The sequence below is a fragment of the Flavobacterium sp. Leaf82 genome (assembly GCF_001422725.1).
GTDB lineage: Bacteria > Bacteroidota > Bacteroidia > Flavobacteriales > Flavobacteriaceae > Flavobacterium.
The window spans coordinates 425,935-445,342 of sequence record NZ_LMMA01000032.1 but is presented as its reverse complement, the minus strand read 5'-3'; the positions used below and the strand labels follow the sequence as shown (position 1 = coordinate 445,342).

The window sequence follows — 19,408 nt, the reverse complement described above, 5'->3', positions numbered from 1 at the left end:
CATTAATAAAGGTAAGGATGTCGATTATTTATGAACAACTTCTACTTTGGATTCTTACCTTTGCAAAAAATTTATTTATGTCGAATATATATTTAGGATACCATTTTACGATCGAACCAAAAGAACCGGGTTCTGAAATTTTAATTGCTGAATTAGGCGAAAAAGCGTTTGAGACTTTTACTGAAACTGAAACTGGAATTTCGGCTTTTGTAAAGAAAGATTTATGGGATGAAAATATTCTGGACGACATTTATATCTTAGAATCTGAAGAATTTAAAATTGAATATACAATTGAAGAAATCGATCAGGTAAACTGGAACGAGGAATGGGAAAAGAATTTTGAAGCGATCGATGTAGACGGAAAATGTCATGTTCGTGCTCCTTTTCATGAAAAAACCAATGCCGAATTTGATATTGTAATCGAACCAAAAATGAGTTTTGGAACTGGTCATCACGAAACAACTCATATGATGATCCAGCATTTATTAGAAATGGACGTTAAAGGTCTTAAAACTCTTGACATGGGTTGCGGAACTGCAATTTTAGCTATTCTTGCCGAAATGAAAGGTGCAGAACCAATTGATGCGATCGACATCGACAACTGGTGTTATTTGAATTCTATCGAAAATGCTGAACGCAATAATTGCAAGCATATTACCGTTTACGAAGGCGATGCAGCATTATTAGCAGGAAAAAGTTACGATCTAATCATTGCAAACATCAACAGAAATATTTTGTTGAACGATATGCAAAGCTATGTTGATTGTCTAAATAAAGGCGGCATAATATTGTTTAGCGGTTTTTATGTAGAAGATATTCCGTTTATTGATGCTTCATGCACGGAAAAAGGATTAACATATGTTAAAAAGTTTGAAAGAAATAACTGGGTTTCATTAAAATACGTAAATTAGATAGTTGATTATTTGTTTATTAGCTGAAAGATTAAGGAATTAAAATGATTTTGTTTCCTGCAGATTCAACAGATTAAAGCAGATTTGGTTAAATTTTATTAAAATTAATTTGCTGGAATCTGCCTAAATATTTTTAAATCTGATTGAAATTTAGAGAATAAAAATCTTGCTAATCTTTTTAATCTGAGGAAAAAAAAAATATATTAGTAATTACAAAAGTACAAAAACCTAAAAAAATGAGTACTAAAGAGAAAGTAAGAGAAAGGGTTCGCGAAAAGGAAGCGACAGGTTTCAATAACGAAATCATAGTTTATAACGACGATGTAAACACTTTTGATCACGTAATTGACACTTTAATGCGTGTTTGCAGTCACACGCCTGAACAAGCAGAACAATGTTCCTTAATTGTACATTACAACGGAAAATGTACCGTAAAAACGGGGTCAATGGACAAGTTAAAACCTCAATGTACACAACTTCTGGAAGCTGGACTAAGCGCCGAAATTGTATAATTGAAAATAATTAAAAAAACGCATTCTATTATGTTTACTTAAACAAAATAGAATGCGTTTTCATTTTAAACAATCTGAGATAATTCAAATTTCATTGCAAAAGACAAAAACAAATATGGATTAGTCAATTGAATTATCAGGTTTGAAATTAAAAATCAAAAAACTAAAAAATACTACGCCGTATACAACTCTTCCCAGTATTAAACAAGAAGATTCTAATCGCCTTAGAAAAATCATAATTGAATATGATTTATTTCTAAACCGTTTAATTGAAAATAATTTAAAAAACATTCTATTTTATTCTATATTTGAATAAAATAGAATGTTTTTTTATGGAAGAATACGGAAAGATATTGATTATCGCAACGCCTATTTTTTTAGTATTAATTATAATCGAAAAAATATACGGCATTTATAAAAAGGACGACACCGCTCCTTTGATTGATAGCGTATCGAGTATAAGTTCCGGAATTACCAATTCTGTAAAAGATGTTCTTGGTTTAAGCCTTACTTTTATTTCTTATGAATGGATGGTTTCTAAAATTGCCGTTTTTCATCTCGAAGCTAGCATTTTAGCCTATTGCATTGCCTTTTTTGTCATCGATTTTTATGGGTATTGGAGTCATCGATGGGCACATCAAATTAATATTTTCTGGAATAAACATGCAATTCATCACAGCAGCGAAGAGTTTAATCTTGCCTGCGCGCTTCGCCAGCCTATTGCCAGTTTAGCTAATCTTTTTACTTTTTTACTAATTCCGGCTGCGCTATTAGGTGTTCCTGCTACTGTAATTGCAATTACACTTCCGCTCCATTTATTTTTGCAATTTTGGTATCACACCAAGCATATTAAAAAAATGGGATTTCTGGAATATATTCTCGTTACGCCATCACATCATCGGGTGCATCATGCAATAAATCCGGAATATTTAGACAAAAACCATTCACAGATTTTTATTTTTTGGGATAAACTTTTTGGTACTTTTCAAGCTGAGTTAGAGAATGTCCCGCCAGTTTTTGGTATTACAAGGCCTGCAAATACCTGGAACCCTATCCGAATTAATTTTCAGCATTTGACTTTATTGATTAAAGATGCCTGGAGAGCTGAAAACTGGAAAGACAAATTTACAATCTGGTTTAAACCAACTGGATGGCGACCTGAAAATTTTGAAACTAAATATCCCGTAAACAAAATTGATAACGTTTTTGAATTTGATAAATACGGCACACAAAACTCGCAGCAATTAATTTACTGGTCTGTAGCACAAGTTTTGATCACACTTTTGTTTGTAACCTATTTATTCGACAATATTGCAAAAATTGGTTTACCCAATATTTTCATCTATGGTTTATTTATTTTGATAACAATCTATAGCTACACAGAGTTAATGGATAAAAGTAAATATGCCATTTTTTGGGAAGGTTTTCGCTTTGCTATTGCCGTTGCTATTATACTCTATTATGGAGATTGGTTTGGTTTAAATCATACTTTATCTATGAGTAATTACGTTATCATTATTTATTTAAGTTTATCATTTTTAATTACAATTTACTTTGTAACTACTAATTTCAGAACCCCAATAAAACCAATATAAAATCATAACCGCTTATGAGAAACGTTACTTTTTTTAAAATATACATTATTTTTAGTATTCTATATCTCATCATTCTATTTTTAGGAAATGATAATTTAGATTTATTTTTAAAACCTGCCCTGATCCCATTATTGGGTTTTGGAGTTTACTTTCATCAAAAATTCAGCTCCAGGAAAACCCTTTTAACTGCATTATTATTCTCCTGGATTGGAGACGTTATTTTGCTTTTTACTGATATAGCCGAAATCTATTTTATTTTAGGTTTGGTTTCTTTTCTAATTGCTCATCTTACTTATTGTTCGCTTTTTAACAAACAAATTGTAGGCGAAATTCAGATTAATAAATTCTTATTTGGAATTGGAAGTCTTCTGATTGCTTTTTATCTCATTGCAATGGTTTTGTTTTTGATGCCCAATTTAGGCGATTTAAAAATTCCTGTAATTGTTTATGCTGCTGTAATTTCGATAATGCTTTTATTTGCTTTTAATGGCTATTTGATCTGGAAAAAACCCGGAAGATTACATATTTTTTTAGGCGCCATAGCTTTTGTAATTTCTGATAGTATTCTGGCAATCAATAAATTTCATGCACCTATAGAAAGGAGTTCCTTTTTTATTATGCTAACTTATCTTGTGGCACAATATCTGATTGTAGTTGGTATTTTAAAACTAAATGCAAAAGAGACGGAATAGTGTGCAGAGAAAAGCAGATTTTTTGTAAAATCTTTTTAATCCTTTAATCTGTAACAGAAACATTTTACATTTGCATTACCAATACTATATTAACCATGAAAAAAATAGCTCTTTTTATCGTTTTGTTAATTACTGCAACTTCTTGCGTAAGCACAAGATCGACCTTGAAAAATGTCGATGATAATGCTCCCGATTTAGTTTTAAAGAAAGACAACACTTTTGTAATTACACTTTTTAGCAGCGATAAAAAATACGGTTATGATCCTGATTATCCGGTAAATATTTTTTATAGAAATACAAAAGACGAAGCTTTAAATGAAACTCGTTTTTTGAATGCTTTAGCCGGACCAAACGGAGAAAAAATCACTTATACGCGTTTAGAAACCTGTTGCCCTTTCCCAACCAAAAGAAGCGATATGGGAGCGGGATTTTTGAATGTTTATGAATTAAAGTGGGAAGGACAAAAGAAACCTTTAAAACTGTATTTAAATGTTTATGAAAAAGGTATCTTGATGGTTCCGATGGGATTGAGTTTGAAAAAAGAGTAATTTTTACTCTTAATTTTATTATCTATGTATTACTTTATTAAATGATAAATAGTAATTAAACCAGAATTATTGTTATGATGAAAACTAAAACGGCTTTTACAATTTTCTTGTTTTTAACGATATTTATATTCCCATATTATATCATAATCCTTTGTATAAATTCTAGTTTTCTATCTTCTATAATTCCTGCAAAATTAATTCCGACCTTAATTAAGTTTTTTATTCTGGTTGTTGTTTCCTTTTATTATTGTAAATTATCTAAAATTACAGAAGAAATAGGTTTTAAGAAATTCATACTTCATTTAACATTAACCCTCCCTGCAATTTTGATTGCAAAAATGAATGTATATCAATTTGTCACCGTCTATTTTTATAATTCTGAAAGCATATTATCGCAAATTCAAATGGTTGTTTTGATTAATGTATTGGTCAATATTTTGCTTTTTACCGGACAGATTTTATTTGGACTTTCTTATACCAAACTTCAAAAAACTGCAATTGTAACCGAAAGAAAATAACGAAATTGCCATACCTTCATTTTTAAATAAATCAAGCAAAACCATAACATGACAATTATCATTTAGCAACTTCTTGCAATGTCTTAATATTGTTTTTTATAAACTAAATTATGATCATGTATAAATTGTCCTTAGGATCTAATAATTCTACTAATGCTCCTTAACCCATAGTTCAGAAATTTCGGGATAAATTATTTTTTTTAAAAATCTGGCTTTTGAGAGTAAATGGAAGAAACTCTTGTAAGAACCAATAACAAAGGATTTAGAGAAAATATTATAGTGAGTAGTAAAAGGAGCTTCTTAAAATAATCTTAAATCCTCATCTCGTATTCATAAATCATAACTACCTTTGCACTGTCAAAAAATCATATTATGAACATACAACATATTCCACAAATTAAGCATACTGAAAGCGGAAATTTCTTTTTATTAGCAGGGCCTTGCGCCATTGAAGGAGAAGAAATGGCTTTAAGAATTGCTGAAAAATTAGTTGGTATTACCGACAAACTTCAGATTCCTTATGTATTCAAGGGATCGTTTAAAAAAGCCAATCGTTCCAGAATTGATAGTTTTTCCGGAATTGGTGACGAAAAAGCATTAAAAATCTTAAGAAAAGTTTCAGAAACTTTTCATGTTCCAACTGTAACAGATATTCACACAAATGAAGATGCTGATATGGCGGCGCAATACGTTGACGTTTTGCAGATTCCAGCATTCTTAGTTCGTCAAACTGATCTTGTTGTAGCTGCAGCTAATACAGGAAAAGTAGTGAACCTTAAAAAAGGACAATTTATGAGTCCGGAAAGCATGAAACATGCTGTACAAAAGGTACTTGATTGCCAAAACGAAAATGTGATGGTTACAGATCGTGGTACTATGTTTGGATATCAGGACATGATTGTCGATTTTAGAGGAATCCCTACTATGCAACAATATGCGAGTACGGTTCTTGATGTTACGCACTCGTTGCAACAACCTAACCAAACTGCCGGTGTTACAGGCGGAAGACCTGATATGATTGAAACTGTTGCCAAAGCGGGAATTGCTGTGGGTGTTGACGGTATTTTTATCGAAACTCATTTTGACCCTGCTAATGCAAAAAGTGATGGCGCTAATATGCTGCATTTAGACTATTTTGAAGGTTTAATGACTAAGTTGGTTGCTATTAGAAAAACAGTTAACTCATTTTAAATTTTATAACACAATTTCATTGAAAACAAATATTTTATTTTTCTTCTTGGTGTGTTTTTCACTAAACACTTTTGCTCAGGAGGAAATTACAGTACAAAGATACACTGCTCACAATAAAGGAAAATTCTTTGTTTCATGGGGAGGCAACAGAGATAGTTACACAAAATCTGACGTAAACTTTAGAGGCAAAGATTATAATTTTACGGTTGCTGATATGAAGGCGCATGATAAACCAAAAGGATGGCATATTGATTATGTGAATCCGGCAAACATGACAATTCCGCAAACGAACTTTAGAATGGGATACTTCTTTAGCGATCATTACAGCGTTTCGATTGGCTGGGATCACATGAAATATGTGATGACACAGAATCAAATCGCTAATGTTACCGGTGATATTAATTTACCTGCTGATCAGCCCGGATCTATTTACAACGGAGTTTATAATAATACACCTGTAGATATGTCTCAGGGTGGTGCTCAGGAAGGTGGTTTTGGCAAAGGTGCTGCTCCGGAAGGTACTGCGTTTTTAATGTACGAACATACAGATGGTTTAAACTATATTAATACTGAGGTTTCCAGACATGATGATATTTCTAAATTGTTTGGTATAACTAATACTGATAAGGTTCAGATTAATTTGACTGAGGGTTTAGGTGCAGGACTTTTATATCCTAAAACAAATGCAACTCTTTTAGGAAAAGAACGTCATGATGATTTTCATGTTTCGGGTTATGGTTTATCTGCAAAAGCGGGAATTAACTTTACTTTCTTCAAGTATTTCTATTTGCAAGGTGAGCTAAAAGGTGGTTACATCAACATGCAGGATATTAGAACTACACAAAGTAATGATGATAAAGCTTCACAAGACTTTTTCTTTTTTCAAAGAATTATTGCTGTGGGCGGAATTTTCAGAATCTAATATTTCTTAAAATATATTTAAAAATAGCTATCATTTTGGTAGCTATTTTTTTTTGCCTTTTATTTGTTGAGATTAATAATATAAGCCACGGGTTAAAGATTTTTTCGCCACAAATCACACGAATTTTCTCAAATTGCGTTTTTCGAAAAATGTATTTAAAAAATCTGTGCAAAACTGTTTAATCTGCCAAATCTGTGGGCTATAAAACATTAAATTTAAACATGAAAAAATCAAAATATCTATTTCCAATAATTACATTTTTACTGAGTTTTGGCTGTGCTTTGTTTGTTGCTATGAAAGTGTTCCCGAACAATCCGTTTTCGCAGACAAAAACGAAGCAGGAAAATACTTTGCCGGATAAAATCCATGATGGTGATTTAATTTTTCAAACTTCGGAATCCAGTCAATGTGAAGCGGTTCGAATTGCAACAAACTCAAAGTTTTCGCATTGCGGAATTATCTATAATATAAACGGAAACTGGTTTGTTTTTGAGGCTGTTCAACCAGTAAAACTGACTAAACTTGAAGAATGGATTCAACACGGAAAAGACCATAAATATGTAATCAAAAGATTAAAAAATGCAGATACAATTCTAACGCCTGCTATTTTAGAAAAAATGAAGGATTACAGTCAGAATTTTATGGGCAAGGACTACGATGCTTATTTTGAATGGTCTGACACCAGAATTTATTGTTCTGAATTGATCTGGAAAATTTATAAAAACGGAGCCAATATTGAATTATCAAAGCTGAAAAAATTGAAAGATTTTAATTTAACTGATCCAAGAGTTCAAAAAATAGTAAAGGAACGATATGGAAATGATATTCCGCTTGACGAAAAAGTTGTAGCTCCATCTGATGTAGTAGATTCTGATTTATTGAAAACTATAATAGATACATATTAGTACTTTCTTTTAAAAAATTTAAATTAAAAAATCATTTATAAGATTTTACTTCTGCTTTAATTTCATGAATATTGTCGTTCAACGAATTAAAGTGTTTTTAAACGAAAAACTAGCTTTGAATGTTAAAAATTTAATATAAGTGTAAAATTTTAATATTATTTTAGTAATGTAATTTCAAAATTAGGTTTTATCTATGAATACTATAGCACCTAACTTTACTAAAAACACTGTTGATTTTTTCAATCAGTTTGAGGAATTTTTTGATTCTTCGCCAGATCTTTTATGTGTCGCCGGATTTGACGGATATTTTAAACGGATAAATCCATCTGTATCAAAATTATTAGAATATAATGAAGAGGAGTTATTATCAAGACCCATTAATGATTTTATCTTTGAAGATGACAGACTGTCTACTTCAAACGCAAGAAAAAGGCTTAGTAAAAAAATAGGTTTATGTAATTTTGAAAACCGTTATGTTACCAAAAGCGGTCGTGTTATTTGGTTATTATGGACTTCGTTTCCTGTACTAAAAGATAGGTTAGTTTTTGCAATTGCCAAGAATATAACTTACAAGAAAGAACTTGAGCAGGAAAGAAACAGTCATTTGACAAAACTCACTAAAATAAACAACGAACTTAAACAACTTACTTACACTACTGCACATGATTTAAGGTCACCGGTAAACAATTTGCTGGCAGTTTTTGATCTTCTTGATACTTCGACCATAACTGATCCGGAAACACTCGAATTAATCTCGATAATCGAAATTACTACGCAGAGTCTAAAAAAAACTTTAATTGATCATGTGGCTATTTTGGATAAAAAAAATGAAGAAGACGAGCAATTAGAAATACTAAATCTGAACATCATTTTAAGAGAGGTTTTATCTTCTATAAACTCTTTAATTCAGAATTCAAAAGCAAAGATTACAATTGATTTTACTGAAGCAGAAACTATCTTTTTTAATAAAACTTCTTTAAAAAGTATTTTCCTGAATTTAGTTACCAACTCAATAAAATACTCAAAACACGGATCTGTGCCTATTATTAATTTTAGTTCGCACCGTTTTAACGGATCTACGCAACTTACAATTACTGATAACGGAATTGGTTTTGATATGGAAAAAGTAAAAGATAAAATTTTTGGATTACATCAAAAATTCAATTCTATGGAAGACAGCAATGGCATTGGATTATATCTGGTCTACAATCATGTCACGAATCTTGGCGGACATATTTGTCTGGAAAGCAAAGTAAATAAAGGAGCAAAATTTACTATTGTTTTCAAGGATTAGCTTTTAAATTTTTAGTAATAAAAAAAGCTATGAGTAAACCCATAGCTTTTAAATATAGTAGTTGTCAATCTTAGTTTGCCGTTGGCAAAACAATTCCGGTTTGATCAATTAAATACATCAAAGATGTCATTGTTGCAGCACCAAGTTCTAATTCTCTTTTATTGATTGCATCAAATTTATCATTTGCTGCATGATGATAATCAAAATAACGTTGCGAATCTGGTTTTAAACCTGCTTTTACTATCGCTTTAGAAGTTAAATGACTAATATCTGAACCTGCATGTCCAATTGTAAAACTATGCACTAAATAAGGCTCGAAAAGAGGTGCGAAATCTTTTATTTTTTTATAATTCGCGTCATCTGCTTCTATAGAAAATCCTCTTGGAGTAAATCCTCCTGAATCACTTTCTAAAGCAAAAATATGATTTTCATTGTTTTGTTTTGAAACTTCTTCATATTTAGCGCCACCTTTTCCGCCATTTTCTTCATTCATAAACAATACAACACGAATCGTATTTTTAGGTTTGTAGTTTAAGTTTTTCAGAATACGAATAACTTCCATACTTTGTACTACTCCTGCTCCATCATCGTGAGAACCATCTGCCAGATCCCATGAATCTAAATGTCCTCCAACAACCATAACATTTTGCGGTGTAACGGTTCCTGTTAATTCTCCTATTACATTATAAGACAATACATCCGGCAAGGTCTCGCATGATTGTTTAAAATAAAACTTCAAGGCAGGATTTACTTTTAAAGATTTACTCAACAATTCAGCTCCGTTTGTGCTTATTGCGGCAGTTGGAATATATTGTTCTTTTGGTAAATCTCCGTAACTCTGAGCTCCAGCATGTGGAAAATCGTCTAAACGTAAATTCATAGAACGAACAATTGAACCAACAGCTCCAAATTTAGCTGCTTCTTTTGCACCAGCAAATCTTTGATCTACGCAAGCTCCGTATGAAACAAAAGTTTCAATATTTTCAGGATTCATTGGTCTGTTAAAAAACACAATTTTACCTTTTACTTTGTCGCCTAAAGCTTTTAATTCATCAATACCCTGCACTTCAACAATTTCTGCAGTAAGTCCGGTTTTTGCTGTTGCAATTGATCCTCCCAGAGCACAAATTGGCACATTGGTTTTTACTTTTCCGTCTAAAATAAAAGCGGTTTCTTTTTCGCCACGAACCCAATGCGGAACCATAACTTCTTGTAAATATACTTTATCAAGTCCTAATGCTTCGAGTTGTCTTTTAGTGTATTGCACTGCTTCTTCGGCAGTTTTTGAGCCTGATAAACGGCTCCCGATATCGTTAGATAAATATTCTAACCAAGTATAACACTTCGCTTCTGTCAGTGCTTTTTTGTAGAATAATTTAATGTTCTTTTCATCATTAGATTGTGCAAAAGATGTCAATCCGCTCAAAACTAAAGCAGTTAAAAGAATCGTTTTTTTCATATGGTTTATAGCATTTTGGGTTGTTACGCAAAGGAACAAAATTCTTTAGAACTGCGACAAGTTTTATTTAACGTTTTATAAAAATATAATTAAAATTATTTCACTTCTAATAATTCATTTTTAGCGCTAATTCCGTTTTCATTGAAAGCTTCAATCGTAAAATAATACTTCGTTCCTTTGTCTAAACCTCTAAAATCATAAGAAGTTTCATCATAGACCATTATACTGTTGTATAATTTATCAGGTGTAATGCCATAATAAATATTATACCCAATTGCATCTGTTTGTTTTTTCCATGAGATCATTGCATTGCGTGAATCAGATGTATTTCTGTCTACTTTAAAATCAGTAACAGTTTTTGGTTTTTCCGCCAGTCCGTTTCCAAATACCCTAAAATCAGAAATTGCAAATAACCCTGATGCGTTATGAATATTTTCCATTTTGATGTAACGTGCCTTGATCGATTTTGTTAATTCTACATAATCGTGCGGAACATCTTTTGCATTTTTAGATTTATCTACTACTAATTTCCAGTTGACAGCATCATCAGACATATAGATTTTATATTGATAATAAATATCCATTGCCTTATTGTATTGCGTTGCTTTATGATCAGCATAATTAATCTGTAAAGCGTTTATTTGCATTGGTTTTCCTAAATCAAGCTGCAGCCATTCACCGGGATTATTTGTTTTTGCAGACCAATACGTCTGAATATTTTCATCGGTTAGATTCCCTGCTCCATAACAAAATTTCTCGTATACTTTTTTACCTCCATTATCTACTCTGTGCGTTTCGACTTCCATACATTCTTCTGAAGAAGAAACTGTCACTGGCTTTTTATACGAAAGCAACATCCATCCTGAAGATGCTCCTTTTTCCTGATTACGCTTTTTAGTTGGCAAAACTATAGGAAAATCTCCATAAGAAGTAATCGAATACATGACATCATCTTTATCAAATCCAGCTGGAAACATATCGATACGACGCTCAAAACGATCTTTTATAGATATTTTGCAGGTTCCGGTATTCCAATAATTGCCATAATTATCTGCAAAAGTATTTCCGTGTCCGGCTCCAATTACAAATCCGCCTGGTTTATAAGACATTGGATTGTGTTTTTGATATTCAAAAGGTCCTAACGGGCTATTCCCCACATGCACACCATTTGCATATCCTTTATATTCCGTTGCCGGTGCTCCGTATTGCATATAATATTTACCATTGTGTTTGGTCATCCAGGCACCTTCAATAAAGTTACCCCAAGGCGCAGGTTCCATATCATTATTAGGTCCAAAACGTTCCCAACCGTGAGAAGCGGGATCAAGACCTACAACTTCTTTTATTTGACCATACGGACGCTGAATATCCTCAACTTCTGTTGCTTTATATAATTTTTCATAATCTGCCTGATTTCCTTTTGGCAACCAGGTTTTATAATCTACTTCAACGCCAACAAGAGGTAATTTTCCGCTTGAGCCATAATACATGTATACTTTTTTATCATCATCCTGAAAAATTGCCGGATCCCAAGTTGGCAGCATCGCCTTGTCAACATGTCTTAACCATTGACCTGATTTTGGATCTGCGGTTTTCCAGATTGGATGATCTCTTTTCCAGGTTGAACCCACATAAAATAAAGTGTCATTTACAACCCATGCAGCCGGTGCGCACTGATCATCATCTGCAGGTTTTCTTTGAAAGCTTCCGTAAACAAATTTCCAGTCAGACATGTCTTTACTCCAGAAAAATCCTGCCTGGTTTGTAGCAAATAAATAATATTCTCCTTTAAAAGTAATAATTACGGGATCTGCACTCGAACGACGAGATTCCGGAATTCCGTTATGATTTTCAGTAGTATAATTGTAACCTATATTAACCGGATTACAATAAGTTGATGCTTTTTTATTAGGGTCAAACCATTCTGTTTTGCCCGGAATATTTGTTTTTTGTGCCCAATTATTATTGCATACAAACAAAAGCAACAAAAGCGGTATTGAAAGTACTTTATACATTTTTCTATTTTTTATTTTTTATTCTTTGATTGAGTAGTTCAGGTTCGTTTGTTGTTATATAATCAAATTTGTTTTCAATAATCCAATCCATAACTTCAGGATCATTAACTGTCCAGACATTTAAAATAATGTTATTGTCTTTCGCTTCTTTAATCCATTCAGGATGTTTTTGAAAAACAGAATAATGAAAATCAATTCCTGTAATCTGATCTAATTTTACTGCTGCAGGAGATTTATTTCCTTCCAGATATTGTAAAGATGTTACCGGATCTATTTGCCTGATTTGCTTTAGAATTTCATAATCAAAACTGATGTAACAGGTCATTTTTTCAGCTTTAAGCTTTTTAATTGTTTCAACAGTTTTTATGGCAGTTTCTTTTCCTCTTTCTTTACTGATTTCCGAAGGTTTTATTTCGCACACTAACAAAGTGTTTTTATTATTTTTTTTACCTTCAGTAATATATTCGTGTAAAGTTGGAAGTTTTTCTCCGTTTGAAAGCTTAACCTTTATCAGGTCAGCATAATTTGTTTCTTCGATAAGCAACTTGTTATAATGTGCATCGTGATTGATTATTAAGGAATCATCAGCTGTTCTCCAAACGTCGAACTCTGAGCCAGCAAGTTTTAAATCTATAGCATGTCTGAGAGAAGCTATTGAATTTTCAGGCAGATTATTTTTTTTCCAGGCACCGCGATGTGCGACAACAGCATTTTTGACTTTACAAGAAGAAAAAGCAACCAGTATCAACATCAGAAAAAATAATTGATATTGTTTATTTCTATTCATTTTATAAAAATTTAAAATTGTAAAAATTTACTGTATTTTTTAAGACTAAAAAGCTAAAAAAAGCCCTTCGCTAACCAAAGACGAAGGGCAATTTAACTAATTAACAAACCAATTATTTAGTTAATTCAAAACTAACTTTCTTATCGGCATTTGAATTTCCTCCAACGAAAATATCAAACTGTCCAGGTTCTGCTACAAATTGTAAATCAGAATTATAAAATTTTAAATCTTCAGCTGTGATATCAAATGTCACAGTCTGTTTTTCTCCTTTTTTAAGAGTTATCTTTTGGAAATTCTTCAATTCTCTAACTGGTCGTGTTACTGAACCAACCAGATCTTTAATGTATAATTGTACCGTTTCTTTTCCGTCATAGTTTCCTGTATTTGCTACATCAACTGTTACTTTTAATTTTCCGGCAGCATTCATTTTATCAGATGAAATTTTCAGGTTTGAATACTCAAATGAAGTATAACTTAAACCAAAACCAAATGGAAATAATGGCTCATTTCTTTCGTCGATATAGTTAGATCTGAATTTTTCGAATTTTCCTTCTGTATTAGAAAGTGGTCTTCCTGTATTTTTGTGTGCGTAATAAATTGGCAATTGACCAACGCTTCTAGGAAAAGTTGATGTCAATTTTCCTGAAGGGTTTACATCTCCAAATAAAACATCAGCAATAGCATAACCTGCTTCGCTTCCGGCAAACCAAACATTTAAAATTGCAGGCACGGTTTCGTTTTCGTCTTTTATCACTAAAGGACGACCATCAAATAAAACCAATACAACTGGCTTTCCTGTTTTTAATAATGCGTTTAATAAATCTTTTTGAGCTTGTGGAATTTCTAAATTGGTACGGCTGCTTGATTCTCCACTCATTTCTGCAGATTCTCCAAGTGCAGCAACAATTACATCTGACTGATTTGCTATTTTTAAAGCTTCAGCTAATAACTCTTCTTTCGAACGGCTGTCACGGTGTAAGGTTTTACCAAACATTGTCGCGTTAGTTTCAAAAGTTTCGTCGTAATCTAAGTTGCTTCCTTTTGCATATAATACTTTAGTAGAAGTTCCTGCTACTTCTTTAATTCCTGCTAATAAAGATATTGCATTTTCCATTTTTGTAGCCACACTCCAGGTTCCCGGCATGTTTTCTTTAGCATCTGCCAATGGTCCGATTAAAGCTATTGTACCCGATTTTTTAAGCGGCAATACCTGACCTTGATTTTTTAATAAAACCAATGACTGAGCTGAAATTGATCTTGCTTCTTTTCTGCTGCTCGCTGTAAAAATTTCTGTTTTTGCTCTGTTGGCATCGCAATATTTATAAGGATCCTGAAACAATCCTAAATCATATTTAGCTTCCAGAATAAGTTTAACTGCATTGTCGATGGTTTCGATTGTTACTTTTTTCTCGTCTAAAGATTTTTTTAAAGTTCCTAAAAAACCTTCTCCAACCATATCCATTTCAACACCAGCATTAAGTGATAAAGCTGAAACTGCTTGTAAATCACCCATTCCGTGTTCGATCATTTCAGGAATTCCGGTAAAGTCTGTTACTACAAAACCTTTAAAACCCCATTGTTTTCTTAATATATCTGTCATTAACCATTTGTTTCCTGTTGCAGGGATTCCGTCAACTTCATTAAAAGAAGCCATAACTGATCCTACACCAGCATCAACGGCTGCTTTGTAAGGAGGAAAATAATCATTAAACATTCTGATATGACTCATATCGACTGTATTATAATCACGACCTGCTTCTGGCGCACCATATAAAGCGAAGTGTTTTACACACGCCATAATCGAATTATTTTTTGAAAGATCGTGTTGTTGGTAACCATTAACCATTGCTTTTGCAATTTGGCTTCCCAGGTAAGGATCTTCACCTGAACCTTCAGAAACTCTTCCCCAACGCGGATCACGAGAAACATCAACCATTGGAGAGAATGTCCAGTTGATACCGTCAGCACTTGCTTCCTGAGCAGCAATTTGAGCACTTCTTTCGATTAAGCCCATATCCCACGTACAAGATAATCCTAACGGAATTGGAAAAGTTGTTTCGTAACCGTGAATAACATCCATTCCAAAAATCAATGGAATTTTCAAGCGGCTTTGTTCAACAGCAATTCTTTGTACTTCTCTAATTTTTTGAACAGATTTAATATTGAATAAACCTCCAACTTTACCTTCAGCAATCTTTTTAGCCACATCAGAGCTATTTGCTTGTCCTGTAGTAATATCTCCGGAAGTTGGTAAATTAAGCTGACCTAATTTTTCATCCAATGTCATTTTCGACAATAACTCAGCTACAAACTCTGATTTTGGTTTAATTTTTACTGTACTTTTAGTATTCTTTTTCTGGGCATACCCCAAAACAGCGCATCCTAAAAATAGTAAGACTAATTTGTTTTTCATTCTATTATATTTATTTGTTTGTATTCTTTTTTATTTGTTTAAACATCCAGTTATATATTTCAGGATTGTCATAAACTCGTGTCCAGCTATCGTGTCCCGCGTCATCAAAAATGGTCAGTTGAACATCTTTTGCATTGCATTTTTTTAACTCTTTATAAATACTTATTGCGTAATCTACTTTTACCACATCGTCTAATAATCCGTGAAAGATTCTGGTAGGGATATTGGCTATTTTGCAGGCACTTTCAAGCTCAATCAAATCAACAAAACCAGAAATAGGCACTATTACCGCAAACATATCCGGATATGAAAGGGCTAAATTCCAAGCTGCCCAGCCTCCGGAACTTAATCCTGTAACATATATTCTTTGAGGATCTATTTTGTTTTCTTTTTGAATTTTTAAAATCAATTCATGAATAGATTCAATATTCCAATTCTCATCTTCTTTGCATTGTGGCGCAAGAACATAAGCATCTAATTGATTCGTTTTCAAGTATTTTAAAGGGCCATTAATTTTTACTTTTTCAATGTCTGTTCCTTTTTCTCCATCACCGGAAATAAAAACTACCAATGGCTTTTTCTCTTTTGTATTGGCAGGTTTGTGTAAAGCGTAACCCAATTCGTAATTGGTTACTACAACTGTCTTTATTTTTCCTGTTGTCTCACTTTGTGCAAAACCAGCAATAGAAAACAAGAGTGCGATAATTGGTAACTTGAAGTTCATTTTAAATACTATTTAATTCCGTATTTTTCAGATTTAAAGCCCAGTTTTACTAAACCTTGTTTTACTTCTGGAGCATTCATGAATAATTTCCATAATAAACCGGTTCTGTAGTTTTCGATCATAACTACTTCTGGTCCCTGATCGATTGCCAAATAGCGTTTTGCTACCCAATTATTATTTCCAAGACTCAAAGCATCATAAAAACCAGCTTCTCCCCAAGTTATTTCTTTATGATTGTCATAAAGATTACGTATCACAGCCATCGATTCTTTTGGAGTATATACAATTGAACTTATTGCCGCTGTTGGCGAAATAACTGCCTGATCATTACTTGGCATATGAGCATTATATCCTATTGATCCGTCAGGATTTCTGGAATAAGATGCTGTTAATCCCCAGTAATCAGGTCCGTAACCTTTTACTTTACCGGGATTTTCTACACAATATTCATAATTGATTTTTGTCTGATTAACATTCAGATCCCAGTAATTAGCATATTTATCTGTTAATTGATTTGGATCTAAACCTACATAAGAATAATGTGCCCAAAATAAAGGACCTCCAAATTCTTCGGCTCCATTATGTTTTAAAACTAATGGAATATTATATTTTGTTTTGGCAGAAACAATTCCACCACTTCTCGCCCATCCTTCATGGTATGCTTTTGCATCAATTGAATGTGTTGGCGAAGATGCTGCAAGTACATAAGTAATTAAACATTCATTATATCCTTCTAAAGGAAAATTCATTTGCCAGTCATATGTTGGTGACCAATGCCAATACAATACATTTTTATTATTGGTATACCATTGCCAGTCAACCCCTTTCCAGAGTGCGTCATATTTTTGAGCTACAGCTTTCTCTTTTTCTGAACCGTCTTTTAGATATTCGCGAACAGTAATCATCCCTGCAACCAAAAATGATGTTTCGACTAAGTCTCCACCATTATCCTTGGTTCCAAAAGGTTTTACTTTTCCGGTATTTCCGTCTATCCAGTGTGACCACGCTCCGTGAAAACGATCTGCTTTGCCTAAAAAATCAGCAATTTTATTTAATCTCTCTACTCCTTTTTCTTTAGTAACATATCCCTGAGACATTCCTGAAACAATGGCCATTAATCCAAAACCTGAACCTCCGGTTGTTACTATATTTGCATCATTTTCAGGATAAACTCCATCCGGATGATAACGCTCTCTTGCTAATCCAGAATTTGGTTCAGCATAATCCCAAAAATATTTAAAGGTTTGTTTTTGAACAGTTGTTAAAAGTTCTTCATCTGTTAATTTTACAGCAACTTCCTTTTCTCCTTCATTTTCTTTTGATTTATCAGCATTTGAGCCACAACCAAAAAATGTAAAAACTAATAATAAAACTGAAATTCTAACCATTATAAAAAAGTTTAAGATTTTATAAATAATCACTTCCTTCAAAATCTTGAAGGAAGTGATATATTAATATTAATTGTAACCAGGATTTTGAGAAGACATTCCCTCTGCTATTAAAAGGAAGGATGCCGGAATTGGGAATAATTCGTTTTTACCTACTGTAAATACTTTTCCATCTACCGCAAAAGCATCTTTTGCCTGACCTGTTCTAACTAAGTCAAAGAATCTGTCAAATTCAAAAGCTAATTCAACTCTTCTTTCTTTCCAGATTGCAGTTCTAACTGCTGCCTGAGAAGTTGCCGGAGTATCACCTAAACCAGCTCTGTGTCTGATTATATTTAATAATGGAATTGCCTCTGAAGTTTGTCCTAATTCATTCAAAGCTTCGGCTTTCATTAATAATACTTCACCGTATCTTAAGTATTTAATGTTAGCATCTGTTTCCCATGCACTTGTATATGCAGAAGAATAAGCTTTTAAGTTATATCTCGGATTAGGATCGTCTGCACTTATTACAGGAATTACTCTTCCATCATATAAAGTTGTACCTCTAAAAATAATGGTTGCATTTTTTCTAACATCTCCAGTCTCATAAGCATTAACTAAACTTTGAGAAGGCTGATTGAATCCCCATCCCCATGCATCACGAACACCCTGAACGTTAGAATATCCTTGAATTCCACGAGCTGGTACTGCACCATTCCCGTTTATTTCAAAAATAGATTCTCCATCATTTTCTCCTTCTAATCTGAACATTTTAGCATAATCCGGAGAAATAATATATCCTGTAACCAGATTACAATTATCTACAACACTTTGCCATTTTTTTTGATACAAACTTACTTTAGCCAATAAAGCATAAGCTGCTCCTTTTGAAGCTCTGGCCTTTTCTGCATCGGCATATTGAGATTTATTTGGTAAAACCGCTGCAGCCTCAGTTAAATCTTTTTCAATAAAAGCATAAACTTCAGCAGCTGTTTTACGAGTTAGCTGCATAGCTTTACTTTCTGCAGATAATGGAATACTTGATACGCGATCTACAATTGGAACACCTCCATAACATTTTACTAAAGTAAAGTACATGAAAGCTCTCAAAAATTTTGCTTCTGCCATTAATCTTTCTCTTAATGCCGGATCAGCTTTGTCTAATTTTGGAAGAACAGCTAATGCTTGATTACATCTATTGATTCCATCATAGTTTGCATTAAAAGTACTTTCAGCAGATGGATTTGATGCATTATAAGTTAAGGCATCCAAAACATCTTTATCGGTACCGGTATCACTTGGAGTTGAACCTTTATCAGCATCATCAGATGTAATACTTGCTAAACCTATCCATCCGAATGAACTCATATCCCAGTCTAAAAATTTACTGTAGATTGAAGTGACAAACGTTTTTGCTCCATTGTCATTATTAAACAGCTCGATATCATCTGTAGAAATGGTCTCTGTTTGTTTAACATCTAAGTAATCATCTGCACATCCGGTAAATGTAAATGCTGATAACACGAAGATTGATATATATATCTTTTTCATA

17 protein-coding genes are annotated in these 19,408 nt (G+C 32.8%); 10 read left to right on the top strand and 7 right to left on the bottom strand.

What is annotated here, in order from left to right:
• The first annotated feature begins 77 nt into the window (after positions 1–77).
• The 10 genes from prmA (at position 78) to ASF10_RS16415 (ending at position 9,088) form a co-directional block, all read left to right on the top strand.
• Positions 78–911 (top strand): 50S ribosomal protein L11 methyltransferase, encoded by an 834-nt coding sequence (prmA, locus tag ASF10_RS16460; protein WP_056251236.1) that lies wholly within the window; start codon positions 78–80, stop codon positions 909–911.
• A gap of 236 nt (positions 912–1,147) precedes the next feature.
• Complete coding sequence (locus ASF10_RS16455; RefSeq protein ID WP_055097989.1) at positions 1,148–1,423, top strand: ATP-dependent Clp protease adaptor ClpS; 276 nt, start codon at positions 1,148–1,150, stop codon at positions 1,421–1,423.
• Between the two features lie 332 nt (positions 1,424–1,755).
• Positions 1,756–3,018 carry a sterol desaturase family protein gene (locus ASF10_RS16450; protein ID WP_056251232.1) on the top strand — a complete coding sequence of 421 codons (1,263 nt, stop codon included), beginning with the start codon at positions 1,756–1,758 and terminating at the stop codon, positions 3,016–3,018.
• 14 nt (positions 3,019–3,032) lie between these two features.
• Positions 3,033–3,710 (top strand): lysoplasmalogenase, encoded by a 678-nt coding sequence (locus ASF10_RS16445; protein ID WP_056251230.1) that lies wholly within the window; start codon positions 3,033–3,035, stop codon positions 3,708–3,710.
• Positions 3,711–3,805: 95 nt separating this feature from the next.
• The gene (locus tag ASF10_RS16440) at positions 3,806–4,258 is read left to right on the top strand and encodes a hypothetical protein (RefSeq protein WP_056251228.1); all 453 of its coding nucleotides are present in this window, start codon (positions 3,806–3,808) and stop codon (positions 4,256–4,258) included.
• A gap of 74 nt (positions 4,259–4,332) precedes the next feature.
• Positions 4,333–4,776 carry a hypothetical protein gene (locus ASF10_RS16435; protein ID WP_131726549.1) on the top strand — a complete coding sequence of 148 codons (444 nt, stop codon included), beginning with the start codon at positions 4,333–4,335 and terminating at the stop codon, positions 4,774–4,776.
• A gap of 372 nt (positions 4,777–5,148) precedes the next feature.
• Positions 5,149–5,967, top strand: coding sequence for a 3-deoxy-8-phosphooctulonate synthase (gene kdsA, locus ASF10_RS16430; RefSeq protein ID WP_055097995.1), 819 nt, complete (start codon positions 5,149–5,151; stop codon positions 5,965–5,967).
• Positions 5,968–5,986: 19 nt separating this feature from the next.
• Complete coding sequence (locus ASF10_RS16425; RefSeq protein WP_056252220.1) at positions 5,987–6,889, top strand: hypothetical protein; 903 nt, start codon at positions 5,987–5,989, stop codon at positions 6,887–6,889.
• A gap of 221 nt (positions 6,890–7,110) precedes the next feature.
• Positions 7,111–7,794 (top strand): YiiX family permuted papain-like enzyme, encoded by a 684-nt coding sequence (locus ASF10_RS16420; RefSeq protein WP_056251222.1) that lies wholly within the window; start codon positions 7,111–7,113, stop codon positions 7,792–7,794.
• A gap of 193 nt (positions 7,795–7,987) precedes the next feature.
• Positions 7,988–9,088, top strand: a complete 1,101-nt coding sequence (locus ASF10_RS16415; protein WP_056251219.1) for a PAS domain-containing sensor histidine kinase — start codon at positions 7,988–7,990, stop codon at positions 9,086–9,088.
• A gap of 70 nt (positions 9,089–9,158) precedes the next feature.
• Here ASF10_RS16415 and ASF10_RS16410 read toward each other — a convergent pair whose 3' ends face one another.
• The 7 genes from ASF10_RS16410 to ASF10_RS16380 all read right to left on the bottom strand — a co-directional run bounded on the left by ASF10_RS16410 (position 9,159) and on the right by ASF10_RS16380 (position 19,407).
• Positions 9,159–10,547 (bottom strand): M20/M25/M40 family metallo-hydrolase, encoded by a 1,389-nt coding sequence (locus ASF10_RS16410; RefSeq protein ID WP_056251215.1) that lies wholly within the window; start codon positions 10,545–10,547, stop codon positions 9,159–9,161.
• Positions 10,548–10,642: 95 nt separating this feature from the next.
• The gene (locus ASF10_RS16405; protein ID WP_056251212.1) at positions 10,643–12,562 is read right to left on the bottom strand and encodes a discoidin domain-containing protein; all 1,920 of its coding nucleotides are present in this window, start codon (positions 12,560–12,562) and stop codon (positions 10,643–10,645) included.
• Between the two features lie 4 nt (positions 12,563–12,566).
• Positions 12,567–13,349 carry a glycerophosphodiester phosphodiesterase family protein gene (locus ASF10_RS16400; protein ID WP_056251210.1) on the bottom strand — a complete coding sequence of 261 codons (783 nt, stop codon included), beginning with the start codon at positions 13,347–13,349 and terminating at the stop codon, positions 12,567–12,569.
• Positions 13,350–13,461: 112 nt separating this feature from the next.
• A complete protein-coding gene (bglX, locus tag ASF10_RS16395) occupies positions 13,462–15,762 on the bottom strand; it encodes a beta-glucosidase BglX (protein ID WP_056251207.1) in 2,301 nt (766 codons plus the stop codon).
• A 10-nt stretch (positions 15,763–15,772) separates the two neighbouring features.
• Positions 15,773–16,486, bottom strand: coding sequence for a prolyl oligopeptidase family serine peptidase (locus ASF10_RS16390; protein ID WP_056251204.1), 714 nt, complete (start codon positions 16,484–16,486; stop codon positions 15,773–15,775).
• An 8-nt stretch (positions 16,487–16,494) separates the two neighbouring features.
• The gene (locus ASF10_RS16385) at positions 16,495–17,874 is read right to left on the bottom strand and encodes a glucoamylase family protein (protein ID WP_056251202.1); all 1,380 of its coding nucleotides are present in this window, start codon (positions 17,872–17,874) and stop codon (positions 16,495–16,497) included.
• A 69-nt stretch (positions 17,875–17,943) separates the two neighbouring features.
• A complete protein-coding gene (locus ASF10_RS16380; RefSeq protein WP_056251198.1) occupies positions 17,944–19,407 on the bottom strand; it encodes a RagB/SusD family nutrient uptake outer membrane protein in 1,464 nt (487 codons plus the stop codon).
• Position 19,408: the final 1 nt, after the last annotated feature.